At 59.0% G+C, this 21,851-nt stretch carries 20 protein-coding genes; 13 read left to right on the top strand and 7 right to left on the bottom strand.

Annotated elements, in window-relative coordinates; translation table 11 throughout:
- Window positions 1-950: 950 nt before the first annotated feature.
- A complete protein-coding gene (locus tag ASG55_RS21035) occupies window positions 951-1,409 on the bottom strand; it encodes an REP-associated tyrosine transposase (protein ID WP_056790088.1) in 459 nt (152 codons plus the stop codon).
- A gap of 474 nt (window positions 1,410-1,883) precedes the next feature.
- On the opposite strand from ASG55_RS21035, the gene ASG55_RS21030 reads away from it, so the two are divergent.
- The 7 genes from ASG55_RS21030 to ASG55_RS21000 all read left to right on the top strand — a co-directional run bounded on the left by ASG55_RS21030 (window position 1,884) and on the right by ASG55_RS21000 (window position 9,820).
- Window positions 1,884-3,305, top strand: a complete 1,422-nt coding sequence (locus ASG55_RS21030; RefSeq protein ID WP_056790085.1) for an amino acid permease — start codon at window positions 1,884-1,886, stop codon at window positions 3,303-3,305.
- Between the two features lie 237 nt (window positions 3,306-3,542).
- Window positions 3,543-3,905 carry a GtrA family protein gene (locus ASG55_RS21025; protein ID WP_082530330.1) on the top strand — a complete coding sequence of 121 codons (363 nt, stop codon included), beginning with the start codon at window positions 3,543-3,545 and terminating at the stop codon, window positions 3,903-3,905.
- Window positions 3,906-3,931: 26 nt separating this feature from the next.
- A complete protein-coding gene (locus ASG55_RS21020) occupies window positions 3,932-5,371 on the top strand; it encodes a UbiA family prenyltransferase (RefSeq protein WP_056790362.1) in 1,440 nt (479 codons plus the stop codon).
- The gene (locus ASG55_RS21015; protein ID WP_056790079.1) at window positions 5,368-6,684 is read left to right on the top strand and encodes an FAD-binding oxidoreductase; all 1,317 of its coding nucleotides are present in this window, start codon (window positions 5,368-5,370) and stop codon (window positions 6,682-6,684) included. The genes ASG55_RS21020 and ASG55_RS21015 overlap by 4 nt, the downstream gene beginning before the upstream one ends.
- On the top strand, window positions 6,681-7,421 hold the full coding sequence (locus ASG55_RS21010; RefSeq protein ID WP_041479891.1) for an SDR family oxidoreductase: 741 nt from the start codon (window positions 6,681-6,683) through the stop codon (window positions 7,419-7,421). The genes ASG55_RS21015 and ASG55_RS21010 overlap by 4 nt, the downstream gene beginning before the upstream one ends.
- A complete protein-coding gene (locus tag ASG55_RS21005) occupies window positions 7,418-8,380 on the top strand; it encodes a lysylphosphatidylglycerol synthase transmembrane domain-containing protein (RefSeq protein ID WP_056790077.1) in 963 nt (320 codons plus the stop codon). Before ASG55_RS21010 ends, ASG55_RS21005 begins: the two co-directional genes overlap by 4 nt.
- 21 nt (window positions 8,381-8,401) lie before the next feature.
- Window positions 8,402-9,820, top strand: a complete 1,419-nt coding sequence (locus tag ASG55_RS21000) for a glycosyltransferase family 39 protein (protein ID WP_056790075.1) — start codon at window positions 8,402-8,404, stop codon at window positions 9,818-9,820.
- Between the two features lie 46 nt (window positions 9,821-9,866).
- On the opposite strand, the gene ASG55_RS20995 is transcribed toward ASG55_RS21000, so the two are convergent.
- The gene (locus tag ASG55_RS20995; protein WP_056790072.1) at window positions 9,867-11,486 is read right to left on the bottom strand and encodes an FMN-binding glutamate synthase family protein; all 1,620 of its coding nucleotides are present in this window, start codon (window positions 11,484-11,486) and stop codon (window positions 9,867-9,869) included.
- Between the two features lie 275 nt (window positions 11,487-11,761).
- A complete protein-coding gene (locus ASG55_RS20990) occupies window positions 11,762-12,232 on the bottom strand; it encodes a DUF4234 domain-containing protein (RefSeq protein ID WP_056790069.1) in 471 nt (156 codons plus the stop codon).
- 214 nt (window positions 12,233-12,446) lie between these two features.
- Between ASG55_RS20990 and ASG55_RS20985 the strand changes: the two genes are divergently transcribed.
- From ASG55_RS20985 to ASG55_RS20975, 3 genes are read left to right on the top strand one after another with little or no spacing between them, the layout of a single operon-like run.
- Window positions 12,447-12,881, top strand: coding sequence for an NUDIX hydrolase (locus tag ASG55_RS20985; RefSeq protein ID WP_056790066.1), 435 nt, complete (start codon window positions 12,447-12,449; stop codon window positions 12,879-12,881).
- Between the two features lie 23 nt (window positions 12,882-12,904).
- A complete protein-coding gene (locus ASG55_RS20980; protein WP_056790063.1) occupies window positions 12,905-13,543 on the top strand; it encodes a LysE family translocator in 639 nt (212 codons plus the stop codon).
- Window position 13,544: 1 nt separating this feature from the next.
- Window positions 13,545-14,042, top strand: a complete 498-nt coding sequence (locus tag ASG55_RS20975; protein ID WP_056790061.1) for a GNAT family N-acetyltransferase — start codon at window positions 13,545-13,547, stop codon at window positions 14,040-14,042.
- A gap of 130 nt (window positions 14,043-14,172) precedes the next feature.
- Here ASG55_RS20975 and metR read toward each other — a convergent pair whose 3' ends face one another.
- A complete protein-coding gene (gene metR, locus ASG55_RS20970) occupies window positions 14,173-15,090 on the bottom strand; it encodes a transcriptional regulator MetR (RefSeq protein WP_016773382.1) in 918 nt (305 codons plus the stop codon).
- A gap of 216 nt (window positions 15,091-15,306) precedes the next feature.
- Between metR and ASG55_RS20965 the strand changes: the two genes are divergently transcribed.
- From ASG55_RS20965 to ASG55_RS20955, 3 genes are all read left to right on the top strand, one after another.
- A complete protein-coding gene (locus ASG55_RS20965) occupies window positions 15,307-16,341 on the top strand; it encodes an alpha/beta fold hydrolase (protein WP_056790057.1) in 1,035 nt (344 codons plus the stop codon).
- Between the two features lie 107 nt (window positions 16,342-16,448).
- On the top strand, window positions 16,449-17,144 hold the full coding sequence (locus tag ASG55_RS20960) for a hypothetical protein (protein ID WP_024014168.1): 696 nt from the start codon (window positions 16,449-16,451) through the stop codon (window positions 17,142-17,144).
- A complete protein-coding gene (locus ASG55_RS20955; RefSeq protein WP_056790054.1) occupies window positions 17,141-18,049 on the top strand; it encodes a hypothetical protein in 909 nt (302 codons plus the stop codon). Before ASG55_RS20960 ends, ASG55_RS20955 begins: the two co-directional genes overlap by 4 nt.
- An 18-nt stretch (window positions 18,050-18,067) precedes the next feature.
- On the opposite strand, the gene ASG55_RS20950 is transcribed toward ASG55_RS20955, so the two are convergent.
- Genes ASG55_RS20950 through ASG55_RS20940 form a run of 3 tightly spaced genes read right to left on the bottom strand, consistent with a single transcriptional unit; the run spans window position 18,068 to window position 21,629 of the window.
- Entirely contained in the window at window positions 18,068-18,397 is a 330-nt protein-coding gene (locus ASG55_RS20950; RefSeq protein ID WP_177342732.1) for a GlpM family protein, read from the bottom strand.
- Between the two features lie 8 nt (window positions 18,398-18,405).
- Entirely contained in the window at window positions 18,406-19,731 is a 1,326-nt protein-coding gene (locus tag ASG55_RS20945) for a sigma-54-dependent transcriptional regulator (RefSeq protein ID WP_024014166.1), read from the bottom strand.
- On the bottom strand, window positions 19,728-21,629 hold the full coding sequence (locus tag ASG55_RS20940; RefSeq protein WP_056790048.1) for a sensor histidine kinase: 1,902 nt from the start codon (window positions 21,627-21,629) through the stop codon (window positions 19,728-19,730). Before ASG55_RS20940 ends, ASG55_RS20945 begins: the two co-directional genes overlap by 4 nt.
- Window positions 21,630-21,851: the final 222 nt, after the last annotated feature.

Raw genomic sequence — 21,851 nt, 5'->3', positions numbered from 1 at the left:
CTCCCATCCCCATGATGTGTCTGTGCGAGCGATGGACTCCCTGTGGCTAGCAGATTTATCAGTCTTGCAGGGACTCCCTGTGGCTGTTCACATGCCGGGATGTTGTCAGTGTGAGGGATTCAGGCGGCTAGCCGATTTATCAGTCATGCGGGGACTCCCTGTGGCGAGGGGATTTATCCCCGTTGGGCTGCAAAACAGCCCCAAAACCTGCCAGCACGGTTTCTACAGGCACACGGCATGTGAGCAAGTTGCGCCTGCTGCGCAGCCGAGCGGGGATAAATCCCCTCGCCACAAAGAGGCTGTTCACATCCTCATGATGTGTCTGTGCGAGCGATGGACTCCCTGTGGCTAGCCGATTTATCAGTCTTGCAGGGACTCCATGTGGCGAGGGGATTTATCCCCGTTGGGCTGCAAAGCAGCCCCAAAACCTGCCAGCACGGTTTCTACAGGCGCACCGCATGTGAGCAAGTTGCGACTGCTGCGCAGCCGAGCGGGGATAAATCCCCTCGCCACAAAGAGGCTGCTCACATCCCCATGATGTGTCTGTGCGAGCGATGGACTCCCTGTGGCGAGGGGATTCATCCCCGCTGGGCTGCAAAGCAGCCCCAAAACCTGCCACCACAGTTTCTACAGGCCCACCGCATGTGAGCAAGTTGCGCCTGCTGCGCAGCCGAGCGGGGATAAATCCCCTCGCCACAAGGATGCTGTTCACATCCTCATGATGTGTCTGTGCGAGCGATGGATTTAGATGGCTAGCCGATTTATCAGTCATACGGGGACTCCCTGTGGCGAGGGGATTCATCCCCGTTGGGCTGCAAAGCTGCCCCAAAACCTGCCAGCACGGTTTCTACAGGCACACCGCATGTGAGCAAGTTGCGCCTGCTGCGCAGCCGAGCGGGGATAAATCCCCTCGCCACAATAGATGCACTTATTCCAGAGAGCTGTTGCGCTCAGAGCCAGCAGGTATCCCAAAGCGGGTAATCACCGAGGTTATCGACCAGCCCGGCTCGCAAGGGATTATTGATGATATAGCGGGCGATGGGCTCCAGGTCCTCGCCGTCACGGATCGCTCGGTCATGGTAGCCGGTTTGCCACAGCGGTCCGTGACGTCCGGTTTTTCTGTTAACCGCATGCGTACAGCGAGCCTTTACACCGCCAATGACTTCACCAAGTGAGCCGCGTTGCAATTGCATCAGCCAATGAAAGTGGTCAGGCATGACAACCCAGGCGATGGACTGCGCGACTCCTTGCTCATGAGCCCGGCGCAGTTCTGCAACCAGTAATCGGCCTGTCCGCCAATCTGCAAATACAGGCTGGCGTTCGTGGATGACAGAGGTGATGAAGTAGGCACGACCGTTTTCCGAGAAACGACCTTGGCGCAAACGGTGGGAATTGGGACGAACTGGCATGTGAGCTTCCTTGCATATGCTCCTGACTTTTTCAAAGGTTAGTGGTTGGCCGCCCCGGTCGGCGCTGCAACTGTTGAGCGAAATTTCTGAATCCGCCGGGCGATTTATCCGTGATCAAGCGCGAGGGGAGACATCGCGCGGTGAATCAAATGCACCGGGGCTGGAACATGACGCTGCACCATGTCTGTGCAATACTTCGCGGCTTTTTCAGTGGCGACTTTTCCTACGTAATGCAGGTAATGCCTCTCCGCAGAACCCACTATTGCCGAGAGTTGTCGCTGAATGTTGTGACTTTAAGAGTGAAAAATCCTGCCCTGAGCTTTTTATACTGCACGCCCCGCTGATCTTTCAGGCCTGCCCTGCAAGACGCGTCTGCCCACGAAGCCGACGCGGTTTCCTGCCCAGCCAAGGCCTATCGGCCGATGCTTCGAAACCCGGTGGTCATATCCAATAACAAGACGAGGTTGTACCCCTATGCCAGTTGGCAATCCTCTGCCGCACGGCGACACCGCTTCGGGCGGTCCGCTCAAACGTGAACTCGGCGAACGGCATATCCGCCTGATGGCGCTCGGTGCCTGTATCGGCGTCGGTCTGTTTCTCGGTTCGGCCAAAGCCATCCAGATGGCCGGGCCGGCGATCATGCTCTCTTACATCCTTGGCGGTCTGGCGATCCTGGTGATCATGCGCGCCCTCGGTGAAATGGCCGTGCATAACCCGGTGGCCGGTTCGTTCAGCCGCTACGCGCAGGATTATCTCGGTCCGCTGGCCGGCTTTCTCACCGGCTGGAACTACTGGTTTCTGTGGCTGGTGACCTGCGTCGCGGAAATCACCGCCGTGGCCGTGTACATGGGCATCTGGTTCCCCGATGTGCCGCGCTGGATCTGGGCCTTGGCAGCGCTGGTCAGCATGGGCTCGATCAACCTGATCGCAGTCAAAGCCTTCGGCGAATTCGAATTCTGGTTCGCCCTGATCAAGATCGTCACCATCATCGCCATGGTCATTGGCGGCGTCGGCATCATCGCCTTCGGTTTCGGTAACGATGGCGTGGCGCTGGGCATTTCCAACCTGTGGGCGCACGGCGGTTTCATGCCCAACGGCGTGACCGGTGTGCTGATGTCACTGCAAATGGTCATGTTCGCCTACCTCGGTGTCGAGATGATCGGCCTGACTGCCGGTGAGGCGAAGAACCCACAGAAGACCATTCCTGACGCAATCGGCTCGGTGTTCTGGCGGATCCTGCTGTTCTACGTCGGCGCGCTGTTCGTCATCCTGTCGATCTACCCGTGGAATGAAATCGGCACCCAGGGCAGCCCGTTCGTGATGACCTTCGAGCGTCTGGGCATCAAGACCGCCGCCGGCATCATCAATTTCGTGGTGATTACTGCGGCGCTGTCGTCATGCAACGGCGGCATCTTCAGCACCGGGCGCATGCTCTACAGCCTGGCGCAGAACGGTCAGGCCCCGGCGGGCTTCGCCAAGACCTCGAACAACGGTGTGCCACGCCGGGCACTGCTGCTGTCGATCGCGGTGTTGCTGCTGGGCGTAATGCTCAACTATCTGGTACCGGAAAAAGTCTTTGTCTGGGTCACCTCGATCGCCACCTTCGGTGCGATCTGGACCTGGGTGATGATCCTCCTCGCCCAGCTGAAATTCCGCAAAGGCCTGAGCGCCAGCGAACGTGCCGGGCTCAAGTACAAGATGTGGCTGTACCCGGTCAGCTCGTACTTCGCGCTGGCGTTCCTGGTACTGGTGGTCGGCCTGATGGCGTACTTCCCGGATACCCGCGTGGCACTGTATGTGGGACCGGCGTTTCTTGTGCTGCTGACGGTGTTGTTTTATGTGTTCAAGTTGCAGCCGACGCAAGTGACGCAAGGTTCGGTGCGTTCGGTTTCTTGAACCTTAAGTGCGTAAACAACGAAGCCCTGATCGAGAGATCGGGGCTTTTGAGTTTTATAGGCAAGGCGATTAACGGTCAACGCCTTAAAATCGCACGGGAAGAGCTATTGACACGTGAATACGACAAGATGACCGCTGGTCGGATAAAGCCCTCGACCTGTAATTTCTGACAGTAGACCGTCTTCAAGCTCTGGCCTAGTTTGGAGGTCCGTCCTCTGGCAGCGGCTGGCCCTCACCATGAAAGGATTCTCTGCAACCACCGCCATCGGAGTGGCCGATGCGCTCATCCATTGGCAAATATTTTTCGTGCTCTGTCAGGCGGCCGCCCTGAGTCAGGCGGCCAGCAACTTTGCGGCGTTCTGCGTAGCTGCTGCGCTCTCTTTCTATCTGAACATGCTTTATATCTTTGAAAGGGAAACGCCGGTATTTCCCTATCTGATGTTCATCGGCCTGATGGGCGGCGTCAGTTTTGGCGTGGGTGTCATCGGGGACGTCTGGCGCTTGTCGGGGCTTGTGACGGTCGCTTCGTTTTCGCTGGTGAATATTTTTTTAGGGTACTGCGTTTTCCGCTTTGTCCTTTTTCGAGGGCGACGGGCATGAACGTCTCTCCGCCTGACGTACTGCCGATGTCAGCGTCCTGCGCTGCTTCAATGCCCTTCGTAGTTGATCTGGACGGTACCCTCGTCAAATCTGATCTGCTGTTCGAATGCGTGATGTCCTTTGTCCGCAGCAAACCATTGCACTGCCTGAAACTCTTTCCCTGGCTCTGGCACGGCAAGGCGTATCTGAAAGATCGACTGGCAATGACATCGGACGTCGATCTCGCGACTTTGCCCTATGATCCCGACGTACTCCGGATGATCGAGGAACAGCGCAACGCCGGTCGGAAAATTGTTCTCGCCACAGCCAGTCATTACACATTGGCAGTGCGGATCGCCGAGCATCTGCAGGTGTTTGATGACGTTCTGGGTTCAACCCTCGAGCAGAACCTTTCGGGAACGAACAAACGTGATGCGCTGGTGGCGTTATATGGGGAGAAAAGTTTCGATTACATCGGCAATTCGCTGGACGATCTGCCGATCTGGCGGTCGGCCAGGCAAGCTTATATCGTCAATCCGCTAGCGGGCGTCCAACGTGCCGCCCGGCATCTGGATAACGTAGCCCAGGTGGTTCACTCTCGCGTTACGTATTTCAGAAGTTTGTACAAAGCCTTGCGCATTCATCAATGGATGAAGAATGTGCTGATTTTCGTTCCCCTGCTTGCAGCGCATCAAGTGGCCAACCCGCTGCTATTGGGGCGCGGCTTGCTGGCCTTCATGCTTTTCGGCTTGTGTGCATCCAGCGTCTATCTTCTGAACGACTTGCTCGACCTGAACGATGATCGCAGGCACCCGAGCAAACGCAATCGACCCTTCGCCAATGGTTCGTTATCCATCCAGTCCGGTCTGCTGATTTTCCCCCTGCTGTTGTCAGTGTCGTTCATCGGCGCGTGGTTGTGGCTGCCTCACCCATTCATTGCCGTGCTGGCCTGCTATTACGGCCTGACGCTGGTGTATTCGCTGGTGCTCAAGAGGTTGATGGCGCTGGATGTCATCGCTTTGGCGCTGCTTTACACCTTGCGCATCATTGCCGGTGGCGCCGCTTTCGGGCTCGACCTGACGGGGTGGATGCTGGCTTTTTCCATGTTCATGTTTTTGAGCCTCGCGCTGGTCAAGCGCTATGCCGAGCTGTTGCTGGCGCTGCACGGCGGCATCACCGGTAAGACCGGCGGCCGCGACTACTTTCCTGCGGACCTGGCAATGCTCTCCTCTTTGGGGGCCGCATCCGGTTATCTCGCTGTCCTGGTGCTGGCGCTTTACATCCATGACAGCGCAACTACCGAGTTGTATGCATATCCCCGATGGCTCTGGTTTGCCTGCCCATTGATGCTGTTCTGGATCACTCGTATCTGGCTGCTGACGCATCGCGGCCGCATGAATGAGGATCCGGTGGTTTTCGCACTGCGTGATCGCTTGAGTCTGGTGATGGGAACAGTGTTCTGTCTGATTTTCTGGGTGGCGGCATGATGGCCTCGCTGGCTTCCTGGGGAAACTATCCCTATGCCCCGCAGAGTGGTCGTCCCTGCCACTGGCAAGCGGATATCGGACCGCAGTGGCAGCAGTTGATCGAATCACACGGGACAACTTTGCCGTTTGGCAATGGGCGCAGCTATGGCGATAGCTGCATGGCCGCAAGCGATCATGTGCTGCAATTACGTCCCCTGAACCGCTTCATCGAAGCCGACTGGGAAAAGGGTGAGATCTGCGCTGAGGCCGGCGTGACACTGGGCGAGATTTTACAACTCGCCATTCCCCGTGGCTGGTTTTTGCCCGTCACACCCGGTACGCGGCATGTAACGCTGGGTGGGGCGGTGGCCAATGACGTCCACGGGAAAAATCACCATCGCTGCGGCACGTTTGCCCATTCGCTGGTGTGTTTCGGGCTGCACCGTTCCATGCAATCGCCGATGGTGTGCTCGGCGACGCTAAACCCACAGTGGTTTGCCGCCACCATCGGCGGGCTCGGCCTGACGGGCGTGATTACCTGGGTGCGCATTCGTCTGCGCAAAATCCAGTCCAGCCTGATCGACAGCACACGGGTGCGTTTTGACTGTCTGGATGACTTTTTTGCCCTGTCGGTCGACATGGATGCGCGGCATGAATACAGCGTCGCGTGGATCGATTGCCTGGCCAAGGGCAATGCGCTAGGGCGCGGATGCTTCACGGCTGGGGATCATTGCGAGGCGGGGCCCCTTGAGGTCGCTGCACCACGTTCTCTGTCTGTCCCGATCCGCCCTCCGGTATCGCTGATCAATTCGCTCACCTTGAAACTGTTCAACGATCACTACTGGAAACGGCAGCCAACGAACGGACAACATCAAAAGGTTGCCTACAGCTCGTTCTTCTATCCGTTGGACCGTATCGAAAACTGGAATCGCATCTACGGACGCAGAGGTTTCCAGCAATTTCAGTGCGTATTGCCGGCCTCGGTTGCAGCCGTGGCACTGGCCGAATTACTCAAGTCGATTGCGCGTAGCGGCAGTGGCTCCTTCCTCGCGGTGCTCAAGCGTTGTGGCGACATTCCTTCGCCGGGATGGCTTTCCTTTCCTATGCCCGGTACTTCATTGGCGCTGGACTTTCCACAGAACAATGAACTGACGAGAAAACTTCTGTCGCGTCTCGATGCCATCGTCCGTGAAGCCGGGGGGCGCTTGTATCCGGCCAAGGACGCTCACATGAGCGGCAGCGATTTTCGCCAGGCCTATCCCGCCTGGGAGCAGTTGGAAGCGATGCGCGATCCGACCCTGATGTCCCGTTTCTGGCAGCGAGTCACTCGATGAAAAAAATACTGATTGTGGGCGCCACCTCGGCGATTGCCTGCGCTTGCGCACGATTGTGGGCGGCTGATCGCAGCGAATTGTTCCTGGTCGGCAGGGATGCGCAAAAACTCCAGCAAACCAGCGTCGATCTTCAGGTTCGAGGTGCCAGAGCCGTGACCACGTACGTCATGGACGCCAGTGATATCGCGGCACATCCGGTCATGTACGAGAAATGCCTGGCGACGTTGCAGACGGTGGATATCTGTCTGATTGCCTATGGCTCGCTGCCAGATCAGTACGCGTGCGAACAACACGTTGAACAGGCTATGGAGCAGTTCGCCAATAACGGCAGTTCAATGATCGCGCTGTTGACGCTGTTGGCAAATCGCATGGTTGTCCAGCAGCACGGCACGCTGGCGGTCATTTCCTCGGTGGCCGGGGATCGAGGACGACCTTCCAATTACCTGTACGGCGCGGCAAAGGCGGCGGTTTCCACGTTCTGCGAAGGCTTGCGGGTACGCTTGTTCAAAGCGGGTGTGCATGTGATCACGATAAAGCCTGGGTTAGTCGACACGCCCATGACGCGAGGGTTGGCGCTGCCCTCCGTGCTTGTAGCGCAACCGGATACGGTTGCCCGGCGAATAGTCAGAGGGATCAATCGACAGGTGGCGGTGCTGTATGTGCCCGGCTTTTGGGCGGTGATCATGTGGCTGATTCGGGTGATGCCGCAGCCGCTGTTCAAGAGGCTGAACCTGTGAATCAGACGCTGATGTTATCCGGGTGGCGTTACCGCGTTTTGATTGGCTCGGTGATCTGCTCCGCCCTCGCTTATCTCGCTGTTTCCCTGTGGGGTGGGTGGTCGGCGGTGAGCGCGGCGGTCAGTCGAGTGGGTTGGTGGCAGTGCGGGCAAATCGTCTGCGTGGTTTTGCTTGGATACGGTCTGCGTTTTTTGCGTTGGCAGGGTTATCTGTCTGCCCTGGGCCACCGGTTGCCCTGGCGGGCGAGCTTGAACATCTACCTGGCCGGATTCGCCCTGACGACTACTCCCGGCAAGGCCGGGGAGGCGTTGCGCGGTGTTTTGCTCAAACGTTTGGAGGTGCCTTACGCACAGAGCTTTGCCGCGCTGTTCAGTGAGCGGCTTGCGGACCTGCTGGCGATGACGGGCCTGGCGTTGTTCGGCTTGAGCGCGCATCCGCAATGGTTGTCGATGGTCGTTGCCAGTCTCGTCCTCCTGGCATGCGGTGCATCGATGATGTTTTCGCCAAGCCTTGCCAGCGCGATTGATCGTCGCACTGAGCAACGGCACGACAGATTCTCGCGGTTGCTGGGGCATGCCGTTCAGGTATTGCGTCAGTCGCGCCGCTGTCATTCCCCTCGTCGCTTCATGGGCGCAACGCTATTGAGCCTGCTGGCCTGGGGGCTTGAAGCATTGGCGTTTTACTGGATTTTGCAGGCGATGGGCGCGGACGTGGGCCTAACGTTGGCGATCTTTATTTATGCGGTGGCCATGTTGGCGGGGGCTCTGAGTTTCATGCCGGGCGGTTTGGGCAGTGCCGAAGCAGCGATGCTAGCGCTGCTGGTTTCAGGCGGAGTCGGGTTGGCAGATGCGATCGCGGCGACGGTTTTGTTACGGCTGGTAACGTTGTGGTTGGCGGTCGGGGTGGGAATGCTTGCACTTTTATGGAAGAGGTCGGTAGCCGGTTTTGATCATGGCTGAGTAACTACTGAGGAGATGACAATGGACACTGCGTCGCGAAAGTACAAATTGGCAATGTACCTGTGTCTGATTGGCGCAATTGGATTTGGCCTGTATGTAAGGTTGCGCAACATCGATGCTACTGGCCTGTGGCTGGATGAGGCCTTCAGTGTATCGGTAAGCGATCCGCAAAATGGATTCTTTGACGTGTATCGAACTACATTGAGTGACGTTCATCCTCCCTTTTATCAGATTTTACTGTGGACTTATTATCAGGCTGTCGGGTTTGGCGAACACACAGGGCGGTATCTCTCTGCGGTAATCGGCGTGCTGTTGATTCCCTCTGTATTCCTCCTCGGGCGCAAATTGTTTGATGAACAAGTAGGGCTCATCGTTGCGTGGTTGGCAGCGGTCAATAGTTTCTTGGTTCAGTATTCGCAAGAGACTCGCTCTTATGCGCTTCTGTCGTTGCTTACCGTTTTGTCTTTTGTGATCTTCTTGCGCTGCTTAAGTCGAGGCAGAGGGCAGGATTTTTTTTGCTATTGGCTGACTTCCGCCGCGCTGATAAATACTCATTACTTCGGTTATCTGCCGGTCTTTGCTCAAGTGCTTGTGTTGCTTCACATGATCTTGCGCAGCGAGGTCCACAGCCAAGTTATATACAGGTTCATTTGCGCCGGATTTTTTGCCGCATTAACCGTAATTCCTGGTTTATCGTACGCTGAGAGTAGCTTTTCACGGGATTTCTGGATTCAACCACCCGAAACTGTTTTTTTCTTCAAGGTTTTCCTGTTGTATTTCGGAGATACGTTTCTGGCCGCTTTGCTCGCTGTAATTTTAATTTCAGGGCTGGCGTCGATGGCTCAAAATCCTGAAAGCGCAATTGCTTGCAGGCTGATTGTGTTCTGGGGGGTAGTAGGAATTGTGGTGCCCTATGTCTGTTCTGTTTACTTACGCCCGGTGACAACTCAACGCAATTTTATTTTTCTTCTGCCCGCCGTATTGCTGGTGGCTGCGTACGCAGTTGGCAATATAAGAGATGTGCCAGTAAAAGTGTTAATGCTGGTGGTATTGATGACATTTTCTGCTACGCCTTTATTCAGGGATATCAGTTATCTGAGGGATCCTGAAAATCCGTACTCACGCGAGACGCACATGAGAGATATCGTCATCTCTGTAATGAATAAGTCAAACGTGTTGCCAATCTATTCGCTTGATGCGATTCAGTTTGGTGTCTATTTCAAGTTGCTGGGATCTCCGCTGCTTGTTAGTAATTTAGAGAAGCTGAAAACTGATTTGTCGTTGCCCAGTCACCCGAAAGAATTTTATGTTCTGGAGACGAACTATGGTCCTGGTTTTGCTCAGGGAATCAAAAATCTAGAAAGGTACGAAGCAAAAATTATCGATAAGGAAGAAATAGGTCATGTGCGATTATTCAAGATCCGTACATTTGAACCATGATCGGTAGCGGTGGGCATTCCGAATGGAAATGCACACCTTTGAGCAGTTACGCAGCGACGACCTCGCTCGGCTCAAAACTATCCGCCCGCGCCATCTGCCACATCCGCGAATAGAACTCGCCATTCACTTCGCCGGTGAGCAATTCCCCCGGTTTCAAAAATACGTGCAACTGCGAGAACAGTTTGATCTCGGTCGCCGACATGCGTCGTACCAGATGCTTGGCCGACAGTTGCGACGGATGCTCAAGCCCGGCCGCCGCGAGCATTTCCGCCAGTGCTTTGAGCGTGCTGCGATGGAAGTTGTAGACGCGCTGGGCTTTGTCCGGTACCACCAGAGCGCGTTGGCGCAAGGCGTCCTGGGTGGCAACGCCGGTCGGGCATTTGTTGGTGTGGCACGACTGCGACTGGATGCAGCCGATGGCGAACATGAAGCCGCGCGCCGAGTTGGCCCAGTCAGCGCCGATTGCCAGCACGCTGGCGATGTCGAAGGCGCTGACGATCTTGCCGCTCGCACCGAGTTTGATCTTGTCGCGCAGGTTGAGGCCGACCAGCGTGTTGTGCACGAACAGCAGGCCTTCGCGCATCGGCACGCCGATGTGGTCGGTGAATTCGACAGGGGCTGCGCCAGTGCCGCCTTCCTTGCCATCGACGACGATAAAGTCGGGAAGGATGCCGGTTTCCAGCATGGCCTTGGCAATGCCCATGAACTCCCACGGATGGCCGAGGCAAAATTTGAAGCCGACTGGTTTGCCACCGGACAGTTCGCGCAGTTGCTGGATGAACTGCATCATCTCGATCGGCGTGGAAAACGCACTGTGGCGCGACGGCGAGACGCAGTCCTCGCCCATCAGGATGCCGCGTGTTTCCGCAATCTCCCTGGTGACCTTGTGCTTGGGCAAGATCCCGCCATGGCCGGGTTTGGCGCCCTGGCTCATCTTGATTTCGATCATGCGCACTTGCGGATTCTGCGCCTGCACGGCGAAGCGCTCAGGGTCGAAACGGCCGTCGCTGGTGCGGCAGCCGAAATAGCCGCTGCCCAGCTCCCAGGTCAGATCACCACCGTGTTCGCGGTGATACGGGCTGATGCTGCCTTCGCCTGTGTCGTGGGCGAAGTTGCCGAGTTTCGCCCCCTGATTCAGCGCCCTGATCGCGTTCGCGCTGAGCGAGCCGAAGCTCATCGCCGAAATATTGAAGATCGACGCCGAGTACGGCTGCGTGCACTGCGGACCCCCGACAGTGACGCGGAAACCGTTCGGGTCACTCAACGGCGCGGGGCGCATCGAGTGGCCGATGAATTCGAAGCCGGACTGGTAAACGTCGATCAGCGTGCCGAACGGTTTGTCGGCAGTTTCGTTTTTCGCTCGCGAGTACACCAGCGAACGCTGCGCGCGGGAGAAGGGCAGGGCATCGCTGTCGGACTCGAGCAGGTACTGGCGAATCTCCGGGCGGATGCCTTCGACCAGATAACGGATGTTGCCCAGAATCGGATAATTGCGGCGCACTGCATGGCGCGTCTGCAACAGGTCGAACACGCCGAGCAGGCTCAGCACAGCGGTGGCGGCGGTGATCGGCCACAGCCAGTCATGTTCGAGAAAGGGCAGGCTGGCGAGGGTGAAAATCACGCAGACGGCAAAGAAGGCGTAGCGGCTCAGCAGCGACAGGCTCATACGGTTTCCTTGGTTCGGATTGTTTGTGGCTGGCAGGCATATTGCGCCAACGACGGAACCGTGAACAGGCAGACTTCCCTCTCCTCGCCTACATCGGAGCCGTCTCGCTTACGATGCCAGTTGACTTGGCTGTTGAACGCGAGAAGCAGCCATGCAGCAATACTGGTGGGCAAACTTGTGGCATTGACGAACGCCTTCGCGAGCAAGCTCGCACAAGGAATTGCAGTGAAAGGTGGAAGCTAACTTGCACGCGAAATCGACGATTGCCTTTTTGTTTATGCCGCGACCGATTCCTGAGGCGTTTGCCGTTTCTGGTCATGTTTGTGCTTGGCCCTGGCCATATCGTTGATGCAGTAATTGATGTGATAGAAGGTGAACAGGACTGAATACAAGCGGTTCATTCGCGGTTCGAAGTTGTGTTTGGTCAGCGTGTAGGCGCGCAAGGCTCTGCGAACTCGAAAGCACCAAGCAATGGCGATGAGCTGGGCAATGACCGTCATCGCATACCCCGTGGCTATGAACCGCGGATCAGATACGGTGAAAAAGATCCCTCCGATACCACAGAGCGCCAGATAAACGACCAGACCGGTCTGGCTCAGTGTCTTGATTTGAGTGACCTCCTCAACCACGGTTGTTGTTTTGTGCAGCCATACAACCGAGTAGAGACCCATGGTGACTACGGTCAGGAGAATGAAATGGAGCGTCTTGAGATTGTTCTTTTCCTTGAGCGTCGAAATGTCAGACATGCAGCGTTTTCCCTCTTAGGCGATGTAGCGAATGGCTGCCGGGCAGCGATGAATAACGCTACCAAATTCGCGAGTGGGAAATTTCCGAGCCTTTGGGCGGACTTGTCGTCAGAGTCAGGCTGATCACTGATGCTCCTTGTAGGGATCTTCTGATGACGCAGGCGCGTCGGGCGTGGGATCCTGCGATCTTTTCGCACAAGGCATTTTTCGACTCATGACGCCGACATCCGCCGTTTCGCCCTGCATCATCCATATCGCCGCCGCGCTGTTGCTCAACGCTAAGGGCCACACCCTGCTGGTGCGCAAGCGCGGCACCACGGCCTTCATGCAACCGGGTGGCAAGATCGAAGCCCACGAGTTGCCAGTACACGCATTGGCCCGTGAACTGGAAGAGGAACTCGGGCTGCAGATCGACCCGGCGCAGGCGATTTTCCTCAACAGTTTTTCCGCCCCCGCCGCCAACGAGCCGGGCTTCATCGTCCATGCGGAAATCTTTCAACTGACCATCGATAGCGACGTCTGCCCAGCGGCGGAAATCGAAGAGGTGATCTGGGTCGATCCGGCCACTGATCCGGCGCTCGAGCTGGCGCCATTGACACGCGAGCACATCCTGCCGTTTTATCGCCGTTCACTGACTGCACTCGCCTGATCATTCCCGCAAAGGACGTTGCCATGATCCCGTTGCAAGACCTGCTGATCTTCGCCGCCGCCGCGCTGCTGATGGTGCTGACGCCGGGGCCGAACATGATCTATCTGATCTCGCGTTCGATCTGTCAGGGACGCCGCGCGGGGGTGACTTCGTTGCTTGGCGTGGTCGGCGGGTTCTTCGTGCATATGTTCGCCGCGGCGGCGGGTTTGACGGCGGTGTTTCTTGCCGTGCCGATGGCTTATGAAGTGTTGAAATGGGCCGGTGCGCTGTACCTGCTGTGGCTGGCCTGGCAAGCGCTGAAACCCGGCGCGCGTTCGCCGTTCGAAGCGCAGCAATTGCCGCCGGACTCGTCGCGCAAGCTGATCACCATGGGCTTTCTCACCAGCGCGCTGAACCCGAAAATCGCCGTGTTCTATCTCTCGGTGTTCCCGCAATTCATCAGCCCTGAGCACGGCTCGGTGTTCACTCAAAGCATCGTCCTCGGCCTGACGCAGATCAGCGTCAGCTTCAGCGTCAATCTGTTGATCGCGCTGTTCGCCGCAGGCATCGCCTCATGGTTTGTGCGCAACCCGACGTGGCTGGTGATGCAGCGTTATTTCATGGGCATGGTCCTCGGTGGCCTCGCCGTACGGCTGATGCTCGAACAACGCCGGACCGCCTGACATGTGGATCGAGCGGCTGGACGCCAGCCATGCCCTGGCTTACCGCGAACTGATGCTGCAAGCCTACGACCGGCATCCGCAGGCGTTCACCTCCAGCGTGCGCGAACGCGCGGTGATGCCATTGAGTTGGTGGGAAGGGCGCCTGATTAGCAAGCTCGATGTGGTGCTGGGGGCATTCGATGCCGGGACGTTGGCCGGGATTGTCGGCCTGGCCTTTGAACCGCGCGAGAAGGCACGACACAAGGCCACGCTGTTCGGCATGTATGTCTCGGCGGATTTTCGTCGCAAGGGGCTGGGCTTTGATCTGGTGCAGGCGGCACTGGTCGAAGCGCAAAAGCATCCGGCGCTGAAATTGCTGCAGCTCACCGTGACTGCCGGTAATGACGCGGCTTTTCAGTTGTATCAGCGTTGCGGCTTCATTCAGTTCGGCCTCGAGCCACTCGCCGTGCGGGTGGGCGAAGACTACTTCGACAAGATCCACATGTGGTGCCAGCTCTGACCCACCACGACAATCCTTGTGGGAGCGAGCCTGCTCGCGAAGGCGTCCGTCCAGCCGACATCATCGCTGAATCATCCACCGCTTTCGCGAGCAGGCTCGCTCCCACAGGGAGATCTCTTGTTCTGGAGAATCAGCGTACGGCACTGACCCCATCGAGGGTCGAGAACGAGGTGTCCTTGGCGGTCAGCAGGAAATCGCGCATGTACGGCGCGTCGAGCATGTCCGTGCGAATCGCCGCGTACAGCGTCGCGAACAAGCCTTTCTCACCCAACCGTTTGCCCTTCACATAGCCGCGCGAGCTGTATTCATGCAGCGCCCAGTGCGGCATCCCGCAGACGCCACGGCCGCTGGCGACCAGTTGCATCATCATCACCGTCAGTTCTGAAGTGCGCACCTGCGCAGGTTCGATGTCGGCCGGTTCGAGGAAGCGGGTGAAGATGTCCAGGCGATCACGCTCGACCGGGTAGGTGATCAGCGTTTCCGTCAACAAATCTTCGGGAACGATGTACGGCTTGCTCGCCAGCGCATGCTGATTGGCCACCGCGAGCATGGCTTCGTAAGTGAACAGCGGCACGTAAGTGATGCCGGCAATTTCCAGCGGATCGGAGGTCACCACCAGATCCAGATCGCCGCGCGCCAGTGCCGGCAGTGGGGCGAAAGCGAAACCCGAAGCCAGGTCCAGCTCGACCTCCGGCCAGGCATCGCGGAACTGGTCGATGGTCGGCATCAGCCATTGAAAGCAGCTGTGACATTCGATAGCCATGTGCAGACGCCCGGCGGTGCCACCGGCCAGCCGACCGATGTCCCGTTCAGCGGCGCGCAACAGCGGCAGGGTGGCGTCGGCCAGTTGCAGCAGGCGCAAACCGGCGCTGGTGAAGCGCACCGGTTTGGTCTTGCGCACGAACAACTGCATGCCCATGCGCTCTTCCAGCTCTTTGAATTGATGCGATAGAGCGGATTGCGTCAGATGCAGGCGATCAGCGGCATCCACCAGGCTGTCGGCTTCGCGCAGGGCGTGCAGGGTTTTCAGATGTCGGATTTCAAGCACCGGCGGGGCTCCATGAAGAAAACTTGTGACGAATGCGGGGAAGGTGAGTTTGTCTCATGACGCTGGCTTTGTCGATCTGTCGGCCAGGATCCGGAGGTCATTCGACAGACGACCGCTCCGCACTCTTCATCAAACTGTCATGCAACTGTGGCAGCGCGCTCGCACGAACTTCATCAGACTCGCGCTCTACTGGGGTGCTGCGTTTTGGTGTTTTTCATGTTCAAGAGAGTTTTTTCAGTCGCGGCCGCGTTGGCCGCGCTTTTGTTCGGGGCCGGCTCGTTTGCAGCCGGACGCTGTGATGTTAACGTGCCGACCGAGCACGCCGAGCTGGCGCAGGTCAGTCTTGCCTATCAAAGTATCGGCCGTGCATCAGACCCGGCGCTGTTGCTGGTCATGGGCCTGGGTGGGCAGTTGATCCACTGGCCGGACGAAGTCGTGGTCGCGCTGTGTCAGCAGGGTTTCCGGGTGATCCGTTATGACAACCGCGACGTCGGATTGTCGACCTGGCGGCAGGCGCCGATCGAGGCCAACCTGACCTTCGAAGTGCTGCGTTACAAGCTCGGTTTACCGGTCTCGGCCCCGTACAGCCTGACTGACATGGCCGACGATGCGCTGGGTTTGATGACGGCGCTGAAGGTTGAGCAATTCCACGTGCTGGGCGCGAGCATGGGCGGGATGATCGCCCAGCACATGGCGGCGATGGCGCCGCAGCGGGTGGAAAGCCTGACGCTGATCATGACCACTTCCGGCGCTGAAGGCCTGCCGGCACCAAGTGCGGCGCTGGTGCAGTTGCTCTCGCGCCGAGGTGCGCCGAACCGCGAAGTGGCACTGGAGCAACAGGCCGATCTGCTCGCGGCACTCGGTAGCCCGGCGGTAACCGATGATCGCCAAGCGCTGTTGCAACAGGCGGCGGCGTCCTACGACCGCGCGTTCAACCCCGAAGGCGTCAAGCGCCAGATCATGGCGATCCTTGCCGAACCGAGCCGGGTGGCATTGCTCAATCAGCTGCGCGTACCGACCCTGGTGGTGCACGGCACGGCAGATCCGCTGCTGCCGGTGATGCACGGCGTGCATCTGGCGGCGCACATTCAGGGCAGTCAGTTGAAACTGATTCCGGGACTGGCGCATCGCTTTCAGGAGGCGTTCAAGGAGCCGTTGCTGGCGGCGGTGCTGCCGTATTTGCAGGCGCATCGCGAGGACACTTCGCATTGGGCTCGGGTCGATCCGCCGGCGCCGAACAATCTGCTGTAAGAGTGCGCCAGCATCCTGTCGCCAAAAAAATATCAATGTGCCACTATTGTTTGCCGCGTTGTTGCCGATAAGGCGCAGGAACGTTTTCAGACATAGGGACTTGATCCATGATTTTTCGCGCTACACGTCAATGGGCCGCGCTGGCCCTGCTCGCCGTACTGACTCTCACCGGCTGCGCCCATGTGCAACCGCCCGTGGCCCTGGACAAACAGTTCTGGGATGCCAAAGAGCCGACCATCGGTGTGGCCATTACCGTCGTACCGTCGCCGGTGCTGGCGCTGACCGGCAATCAGGGCATCCTCGATTACGCCATCAATGCCGGCGTCAACAGCAAGCTCAGCGCCAATGTCGAGACCTGGCAGGTGCGCGATCTGGAAACCCTGCCCGACGCCATCGTCGCCAAGCTGCAAGCCAAGGGCTACAAGGCCAAGCGCATTGATGAAAAGGTCGATCTGAAGACCTTCAAGGAAGTCGATTTCCGCGAGGGCTACATGACCAAGGACCTGTCGCCGATGAAAGCTGCCCACGGCATCGACCGTCTGTTGCTGGTGTCGATCTATGCCACCGGTGCCACCCGCAGCTACTACAGCATCGTGCCCACCAGCGTGCCGATGGCCCAGGTCGGCGGCCAGGGCATGGTGATCGATCTGTCGGACAACAAACTCTTGTGGTACCAGCCATTCGCCGCTGTGCAGGCCGCGCAAGGCGAGTGGGACGAGCCGTCCTACACCAACCTGTCCAACGCGTTTTATCAGGCGATGGATAACAGCCGGCAGCAAATGATCGCCCCGTTCGCGCAATGAAACGTCTGGCCCTGACCCTCGCGGTGATCTCGCTGCTGGCGTTGCCTGGCTGTGCGCAGAAACCGCCACCCGAGGCCGGTTTCAAGGATCAGGCCGCCATGAGCTATGTACAGGCTCACGGGCTGAAGGTCGACGTGCAACTGCCGGCGGAATTTGTTGGTGCCAGCACGGTGATCGACAGCAAGGCGGCAGTGAACGCGGCCAATTCCAGTTACACGCTGGTATCGAGCTCCGGCGCAGGCGCCGGGCTGGCGGGGATTCTGGTGGCCAGTCTGATCAACACGCAAATGGGTTCCGGTACGTTACAGCGCGATGCCGAAAAAGCCGCGCTGAACGAATCGCGGCCGCTGGCCGACCTGCTCGCTGGCGTGCCGTTGCAGGAGCGCTTGCAACAGCGTTTTCAGGCGGCGTCTCAGGTGTCCGGATTCAAGCAGGGGGCAGGTGCGGTCACGGCACGGTTGCTGATCGAACCGAAGCTGATGCTGACGCCCGATCGCGGCAGTTTCGTGCTGGTCAATCAGGTGCAATTACAGGATATCGCCGGCTCGCCGCTGTACCGCATGCGCATCGAAGTGGCCAGTCAGCCGATTCGTCGTTGCGGCAAGCAATGCATTGATGACGGCGCCCTTGACCTGGCCAAGGTCACCGCCGTGCTGGATGAATGCATTGACGAATCCATGCGCGTGTTGAGCGCCGACCTGATGCAACCGACGCCACCGCCCGCCGCGCAGGAAACCCTGCGTTACGTGCTCGACGGCCAGCGCGTGGTCGAGCGCGGTTATCAACTGGCGCAGAACGGCAACTACTGGCGCTACCGCAATCTCTACGGTGCGGTGAAGTCAGTGCCAGTGCCGTTCGAGGATGCTCTGTCGTCCGCGCAACTGGCCAGAGTCTACGGTCGCTAGTGGCTGATGCGCGTGGGTTCAGGCATGCAGCCGGACCCACACGCTCACCAATACCGTCGCCGCCATCAGCCACGCCACCGCCGCCACGGCCAGCGATGCTTCCAGGCGCATGCGGTCGACCATCACATACAGCGTCGCCAGATACACGAAGTAGGGAATGATCGACCACATCCCAAACACGATCGTGGTTTTCAGATCGTCGACCGAGCGGCCCTTGCCGACGATGTAGTGCGCAATCAGGGCAAAGGTCGGGAACAGCGGCACCAGCCCGGCGATGTAGTAGTTTCTGGTCTTCGACAGCGCAGCGAGGATCAGCACGACTGCGGCGCCGATAGCGGCTTTGAGAATCAGATCCATCAGTGGCTCAGCCCGTACTTTTTGACTTTGTCGAACAGCGTGGTCTTGGCCATGCCCAGTTCCTGGCTGGCCTGGGTCAGGTTGCCGCCGCTGCGTTGCAAGGCGTCGACCAGCAGATTGCGCTCGAACGCTTCCACCGCTTCGGCAAACGCCAGACCCTGGCCGGCGCTGGCCCCGGATTTCTTGAAAGCCGGCAGGCCGAGGGCGAAGCGTTCGGCGACGTTGCGCAGTTCGCGCACGTTGCCCGGCCAGTCGTGGCTCATCAGGTTCGACAGGGTCTGGTTGTCCAGCTCCGGCAGCGCGCGGTCGAAGCGCAGCGCCGACTGCTGGGTGAAATGCTCGAACAGTTGCAGGATGTCTTCGCGGCGTTCGCGCAGCGGTGGCAATTCCAGGGTCACGACGTTGAGGCGGTAGTACAAGTCGCTGCGAAATTCCCCAGCCTTGCTCGACTCATCAAGGTCGGATTTGGTCGCCGCAATCACCCGGCAATCCACGGCCACGCTCTGGTTCGAGCCGAGGCGTTCAAGGGTGCGTTCCTGCAGTACGCGCAGCAACTTGATCTGCAACGGCAGCGGCATGCTTTCCACTTCATCGAGGAACAGCGTGCCGCCGTCGGCGTGCTCGATCTTGCCGATGCGCCGTTTGCCGGCGCCGGTGAAGGCATTGGCTTCGTGGCCGAAGATCTCGCTTTCAAAAAGGTTTTCCGGCAGGCCGCCGCAGTTCAGCGCGACGAACTGTTTGCTGTGGCGCCGACTGAAATCGTGCAGGCAACGAGCGACCAGTTCCTTGCCGGTGCCGGTCTCGCCTTCGATCAAGACGTTGGCCGAGGTGTCGGCGACGTTGGCGATCAGCTCGCGCAGGTTCTGCATCGCCGGTGAGCGGCCGATAATCCGCCCTTCCAGCGAATCGCGTTCGGCCAGTTGCCGACGTAGCGATGACACTTCACGGGCGAGGCTGCGTTGCTCCAGCGCCCGCCGCGCGACATCGACCAGGCGTTCCGGCGAGAACGGTTTTTCCATGAAATCGTAGGCGCCTTTCTGCATCGCGCCGACAGCCATGGAAATGTCGCCGTGGCCGGTTATCAGCACCACCGGCAGGCTGCGATCACGCTGCTTGAGGCGGGTGAGCAATTCCAGCCCATCAATGCCCGGCAGGCGGATGTCGCTGATGACGATGCCGGCAAAGTTGTCGCCGACCTGCGCCAGCGCCTCTTCGGCACTGCCGACGCCGATGCACGGAATGTCTTCGAGGGTCAGCGCCTGTTGGCAGCCGAGCAGCACATGGGGGTCGTCTTCGACAATCAGCACACTGAGTTCGGGGTTCATATTGGCTCGGCAGAAAGAGGGCTTACCAACGGTAAACTGAGGACGAAAGTGGTGCCACCGCCGGCCGGGTGTTCGACACCCAGGTGCCCGCCGGTGGCGGCGGCGAGGCTGGCGGACAGGGTCAGGCCCAGTCCCAGGCCTTGCTCGCCGGGTTTGGTGGTGAAGAACGGTTCGAACAGATGCTTGCGCGCTTCGGCGTCGATGCCGTGGCCGTTGTCGCGCACCCGCAAGCGATACTTGCCGTTGAATTCTTCACCCTCCAGCCACAGCTGCGGCTGCGGTTGCGCGTGCATGGCGTCGAGGGCGTTGCCGATCAGGTTGACGAGGATCTGTTCGAGACGGGTCTGATCGATCAGCAACTGCACATCGGCAAACTGCCGGTGAATCTGCAGCGCGGTGTTTTCCACGCGCGCGCCGAGCACTTGCAACGCGGCGTCGACGGCTTTGCCGAGACTGGCCTGACCCTTGTTGTCACCACGCCGGGCAAACGAACGCAGGCTGGCGGTGATCCGGCCCATGCGGTCGATCAGGTCGTTGATGGTCTTGAGGTTGGTGCTGGCGACGTCGAGCTGGCCGCGCTCGAGAAAGCGCACGGTGTTGCCCGACAGCGTGCGCATGGCCGCCAGGGGCTGGTTCAATTCATGGGCAATGCTGGTCGACATCTGACCGATAGCCGCGAGTTTGCCGGCCTGAACCAGTTCATCCTGGGCGCGGCGCAACGTCTCCTCGGCCTGACGGCGCTCGCGGATCTGACTCTTCAGCCGTTCGTTGCTGGCGCGCAGATCGGCGGTGCGTTCGGTAATCCGACGTTCGAGTTGGCTGTTGGCTTCCTGCAACGCTTCGCGGGCGGCGAGGCGGGTGGCGAGGACTTTGCGCCGCTCGTTCCAGGCAATCAGCAGGAAGGCGAACAGGGCAAACGCCACCGCCACCAGAATGCCTTGGTTGATGGCTTCGCGGCGCAGGTCCTGCAATGGCGTGAGCAGGGTGAAATTCCACGGCGTGTCGCTCAGCAGTCGGGTTTGCGCCAGATAACTGATGTCGTCTTCGTCGGGCTGCAATTCGCTGTTGGCCGGGAAAGTCAGTTTCTCCACGCCTTCGGCCAGTGTCTCGCGGGCCAGCGGTTGCAGTTCGTTGAGTGGAAACCAGTAATACTGCAGGCTGCGGGCGAGTTTTTCCTTGACCTCATCGCTGAGCGGGATCACCGATTTCAGCCGCCTGGCCGGATCGCTGGAGAGAATGATGATGCCGTTCTCATCGCTGACGAACGCTTCCAGTCGCGCCCGCTGCCAGCGTTCTTCCATGGCTTCCAGACGCACCTTGACCACCGCGACACCGATGATCTTGCCGTGCTCTTCGAGGCCGTGGGCGAGGTAGTAACCGGGTTCGCCATTGGTGCTGCCGATGCCGTAGAAGCGCCCGGGCTGGCCGCGCACGGCGTCTTTGAAATAGGCGCGGAAGGACAAGTCTTCACCCAGATAACTGTCGACATCGCGCCAGTTGCTGGTGGCCATGACCCGGCCGGTGGTGTCCATCACGTAGATGGCCCGGCTGCGGCTGCGGCGGTTCAGGCCCTCGAGGTAATCGTTGACCGTCTGCCGGTGCTCCGGAGTCGGATCGGCCAGCAACTGCGGCACACTGGTTTCGAGTTCCAGCAGGCTGGGCAGGTAGGTGTATTTGCTGATCTCGCTTTCGACCGCGCGGGCGTGCAGCTCCAGCTGACGCTGGCCGTTTTCGCCGAGGCTGCGGATGCCGAAGTGTTCACTGGTCCAGAAGCCGATGAAACCCAGGCCGACCATCAGGGCGATGATCAGCGGCGGCAGGAACAGATGACGGATCAGACGGGGCTTCACGGCAAGTGATGGCTCGGCAGCGCGATAAAGAGTGGGGTCGCATTTCATCACAGATGCCTTGGGTCAACCACAACACTTGTTTGTGCCTGTGGCGAGGGGATTTATCCCCGTTGGGCCGCGAAGCGGCCCCAAAACCATCACTGCGGTTTAACTGAAAGACCGCATGCACAGGGTTTACGACTGCTGCGCAGCCGGACGGGGATAAATCCCCTCGCCACAGGGGATCTCATTGTCAGGCTGCCCGCACCCCACAGACAGGGTGCGGGTGTG

Source organism: Pseudomonas sp. Leaf434 (assembly GCF_001425545.1).
GTDB classification, from domain to species: domain Bacteria; phylum Pseudomonadota; class Gammaproteobacteria; order Pseudomonadales; family Pseudomonadaceae; genus Aquipseudomonas; species Aquipseudomonas siliginis.
Note: the sequence above shows the minus strand (reverse complement) of the source record. Positions and strands in the feature narration are given on the sequence as shown.

Coding starts and splice junctions, on each gene's coding strand:
- ASG55_RS20960 (WP_024014168.1), top strand. CDS start 16,449: ATGATTTTTCGCGCTACACGTCAATGGGCCGCGCTGGCCCTGCTCGCC.
- ASG55_RS21000 (WP_056790075.1), top strand. CDS start 8,402: ATGGACACTGCGTCGCGAAAGTACAAATTGGCAATGTACCTGTGTCTG.
- ASG55_RS20945 (WP_024014166.1), bottom strand. CDS start 19,731: ATGAACCCCGAACTCAGTGTGCTGATTGTCGAAGACGACCCCCATGTG.
- ASG55_RS20990 (WP_056790069.1), bottom strand. CDS start 12,232: ATGTCTGACATTTCGACGCTCAAGGAAAAGAACAATCTCAAGACGCTC.
- ASG55_RS21030 (WP_056790085.1), top strand. CDS start 1,884: ATGCCAGTTGGCAATCCTCTGCCGCACGGCGACACCGCTTCGGGCGGT.
- ASG55_RS20995 (WP_056790072.1), bottom strand. CDS start 11,486: ATGAGCCTGTCGCTGCTGAGCCGCTACGCCTTCTTTGCCGTCTGCGTG.
- ASG55_RS20985 (WP_056790066.1), top strand. CDS start 12,447: ATGACGCCGACATCCGCCGTTTCGCCCTGCATCATCCATATCGCCGCC.
- ASG55_RS21035 (WP_056790088.1), bottom strand. CDS start 1,409: ATGCCAGTTCGTCCCAATTCCCACCGTTTGCGCCAAGGTCGTTTCTCG.
- ASG55_RS21025 (WP_082530330.1), top strand. CDS start 3,543: ATGAAAGGATTCTCTGCAACCACCGCCATCGGAGTGGCCGATGCGCTC.
- ASG55_RS21015 (WP_056790079.1), top strand. CDS start 5,368: ATGATGGCCTCGCTGGCTTCCTGGGGAAACTATCCCTATGCCCCGCAG.
- ASG55_RS20975 (WP_056790061.1), top strand. CDS start 13,545: ATGTGGATCGAGCGGCTGGACGCCAGCCATGCCCTGGCTTACCGCGAA.
- ASG55_RS20965 (WP_056790057.1), top strand. CDS start 15,307: ATGTTCAAGAGAGTTTTTTCAGTCGCGGCCGCGTTGGCCGCGCTTTTG.
- ASG55_RS21010 (WP_041479891.1), top strand. CDS start 6,681: ATGAAAAAAATACTGATTGTGGGCGCCACCTCGGCGATTGCCTGCGCT.
- ASG55_RS20940 (WP_056790048.1), bottom strand. CDS start 21,629: ATGAAATGCGACCCCACTCTTTATCGCGCTGCCGAGCCATCACTTGCC.
- ASG55_RS20955 (WP_056790054.1), top strand. CDS start 17,141: ATGAAACGTCTGGCCCTGACCCTCGCGGTGATCTCGCTGCTGGCGTTG.
- ASG55_RS21020 (WP_056790362.1), top strand. CDS start 3,932: ATGTCAGCGTCCTGCGCTGCTTCAATGCCCTTCGTAGTTGATCTGGAC.
- ASG55_RS20980 (WP_056790063.1), top strand. CDS start 12,905: ATGATCCCGTTGCAAGACCTGCTGATCTTCGCCGCCGCCGCGCTGCTG.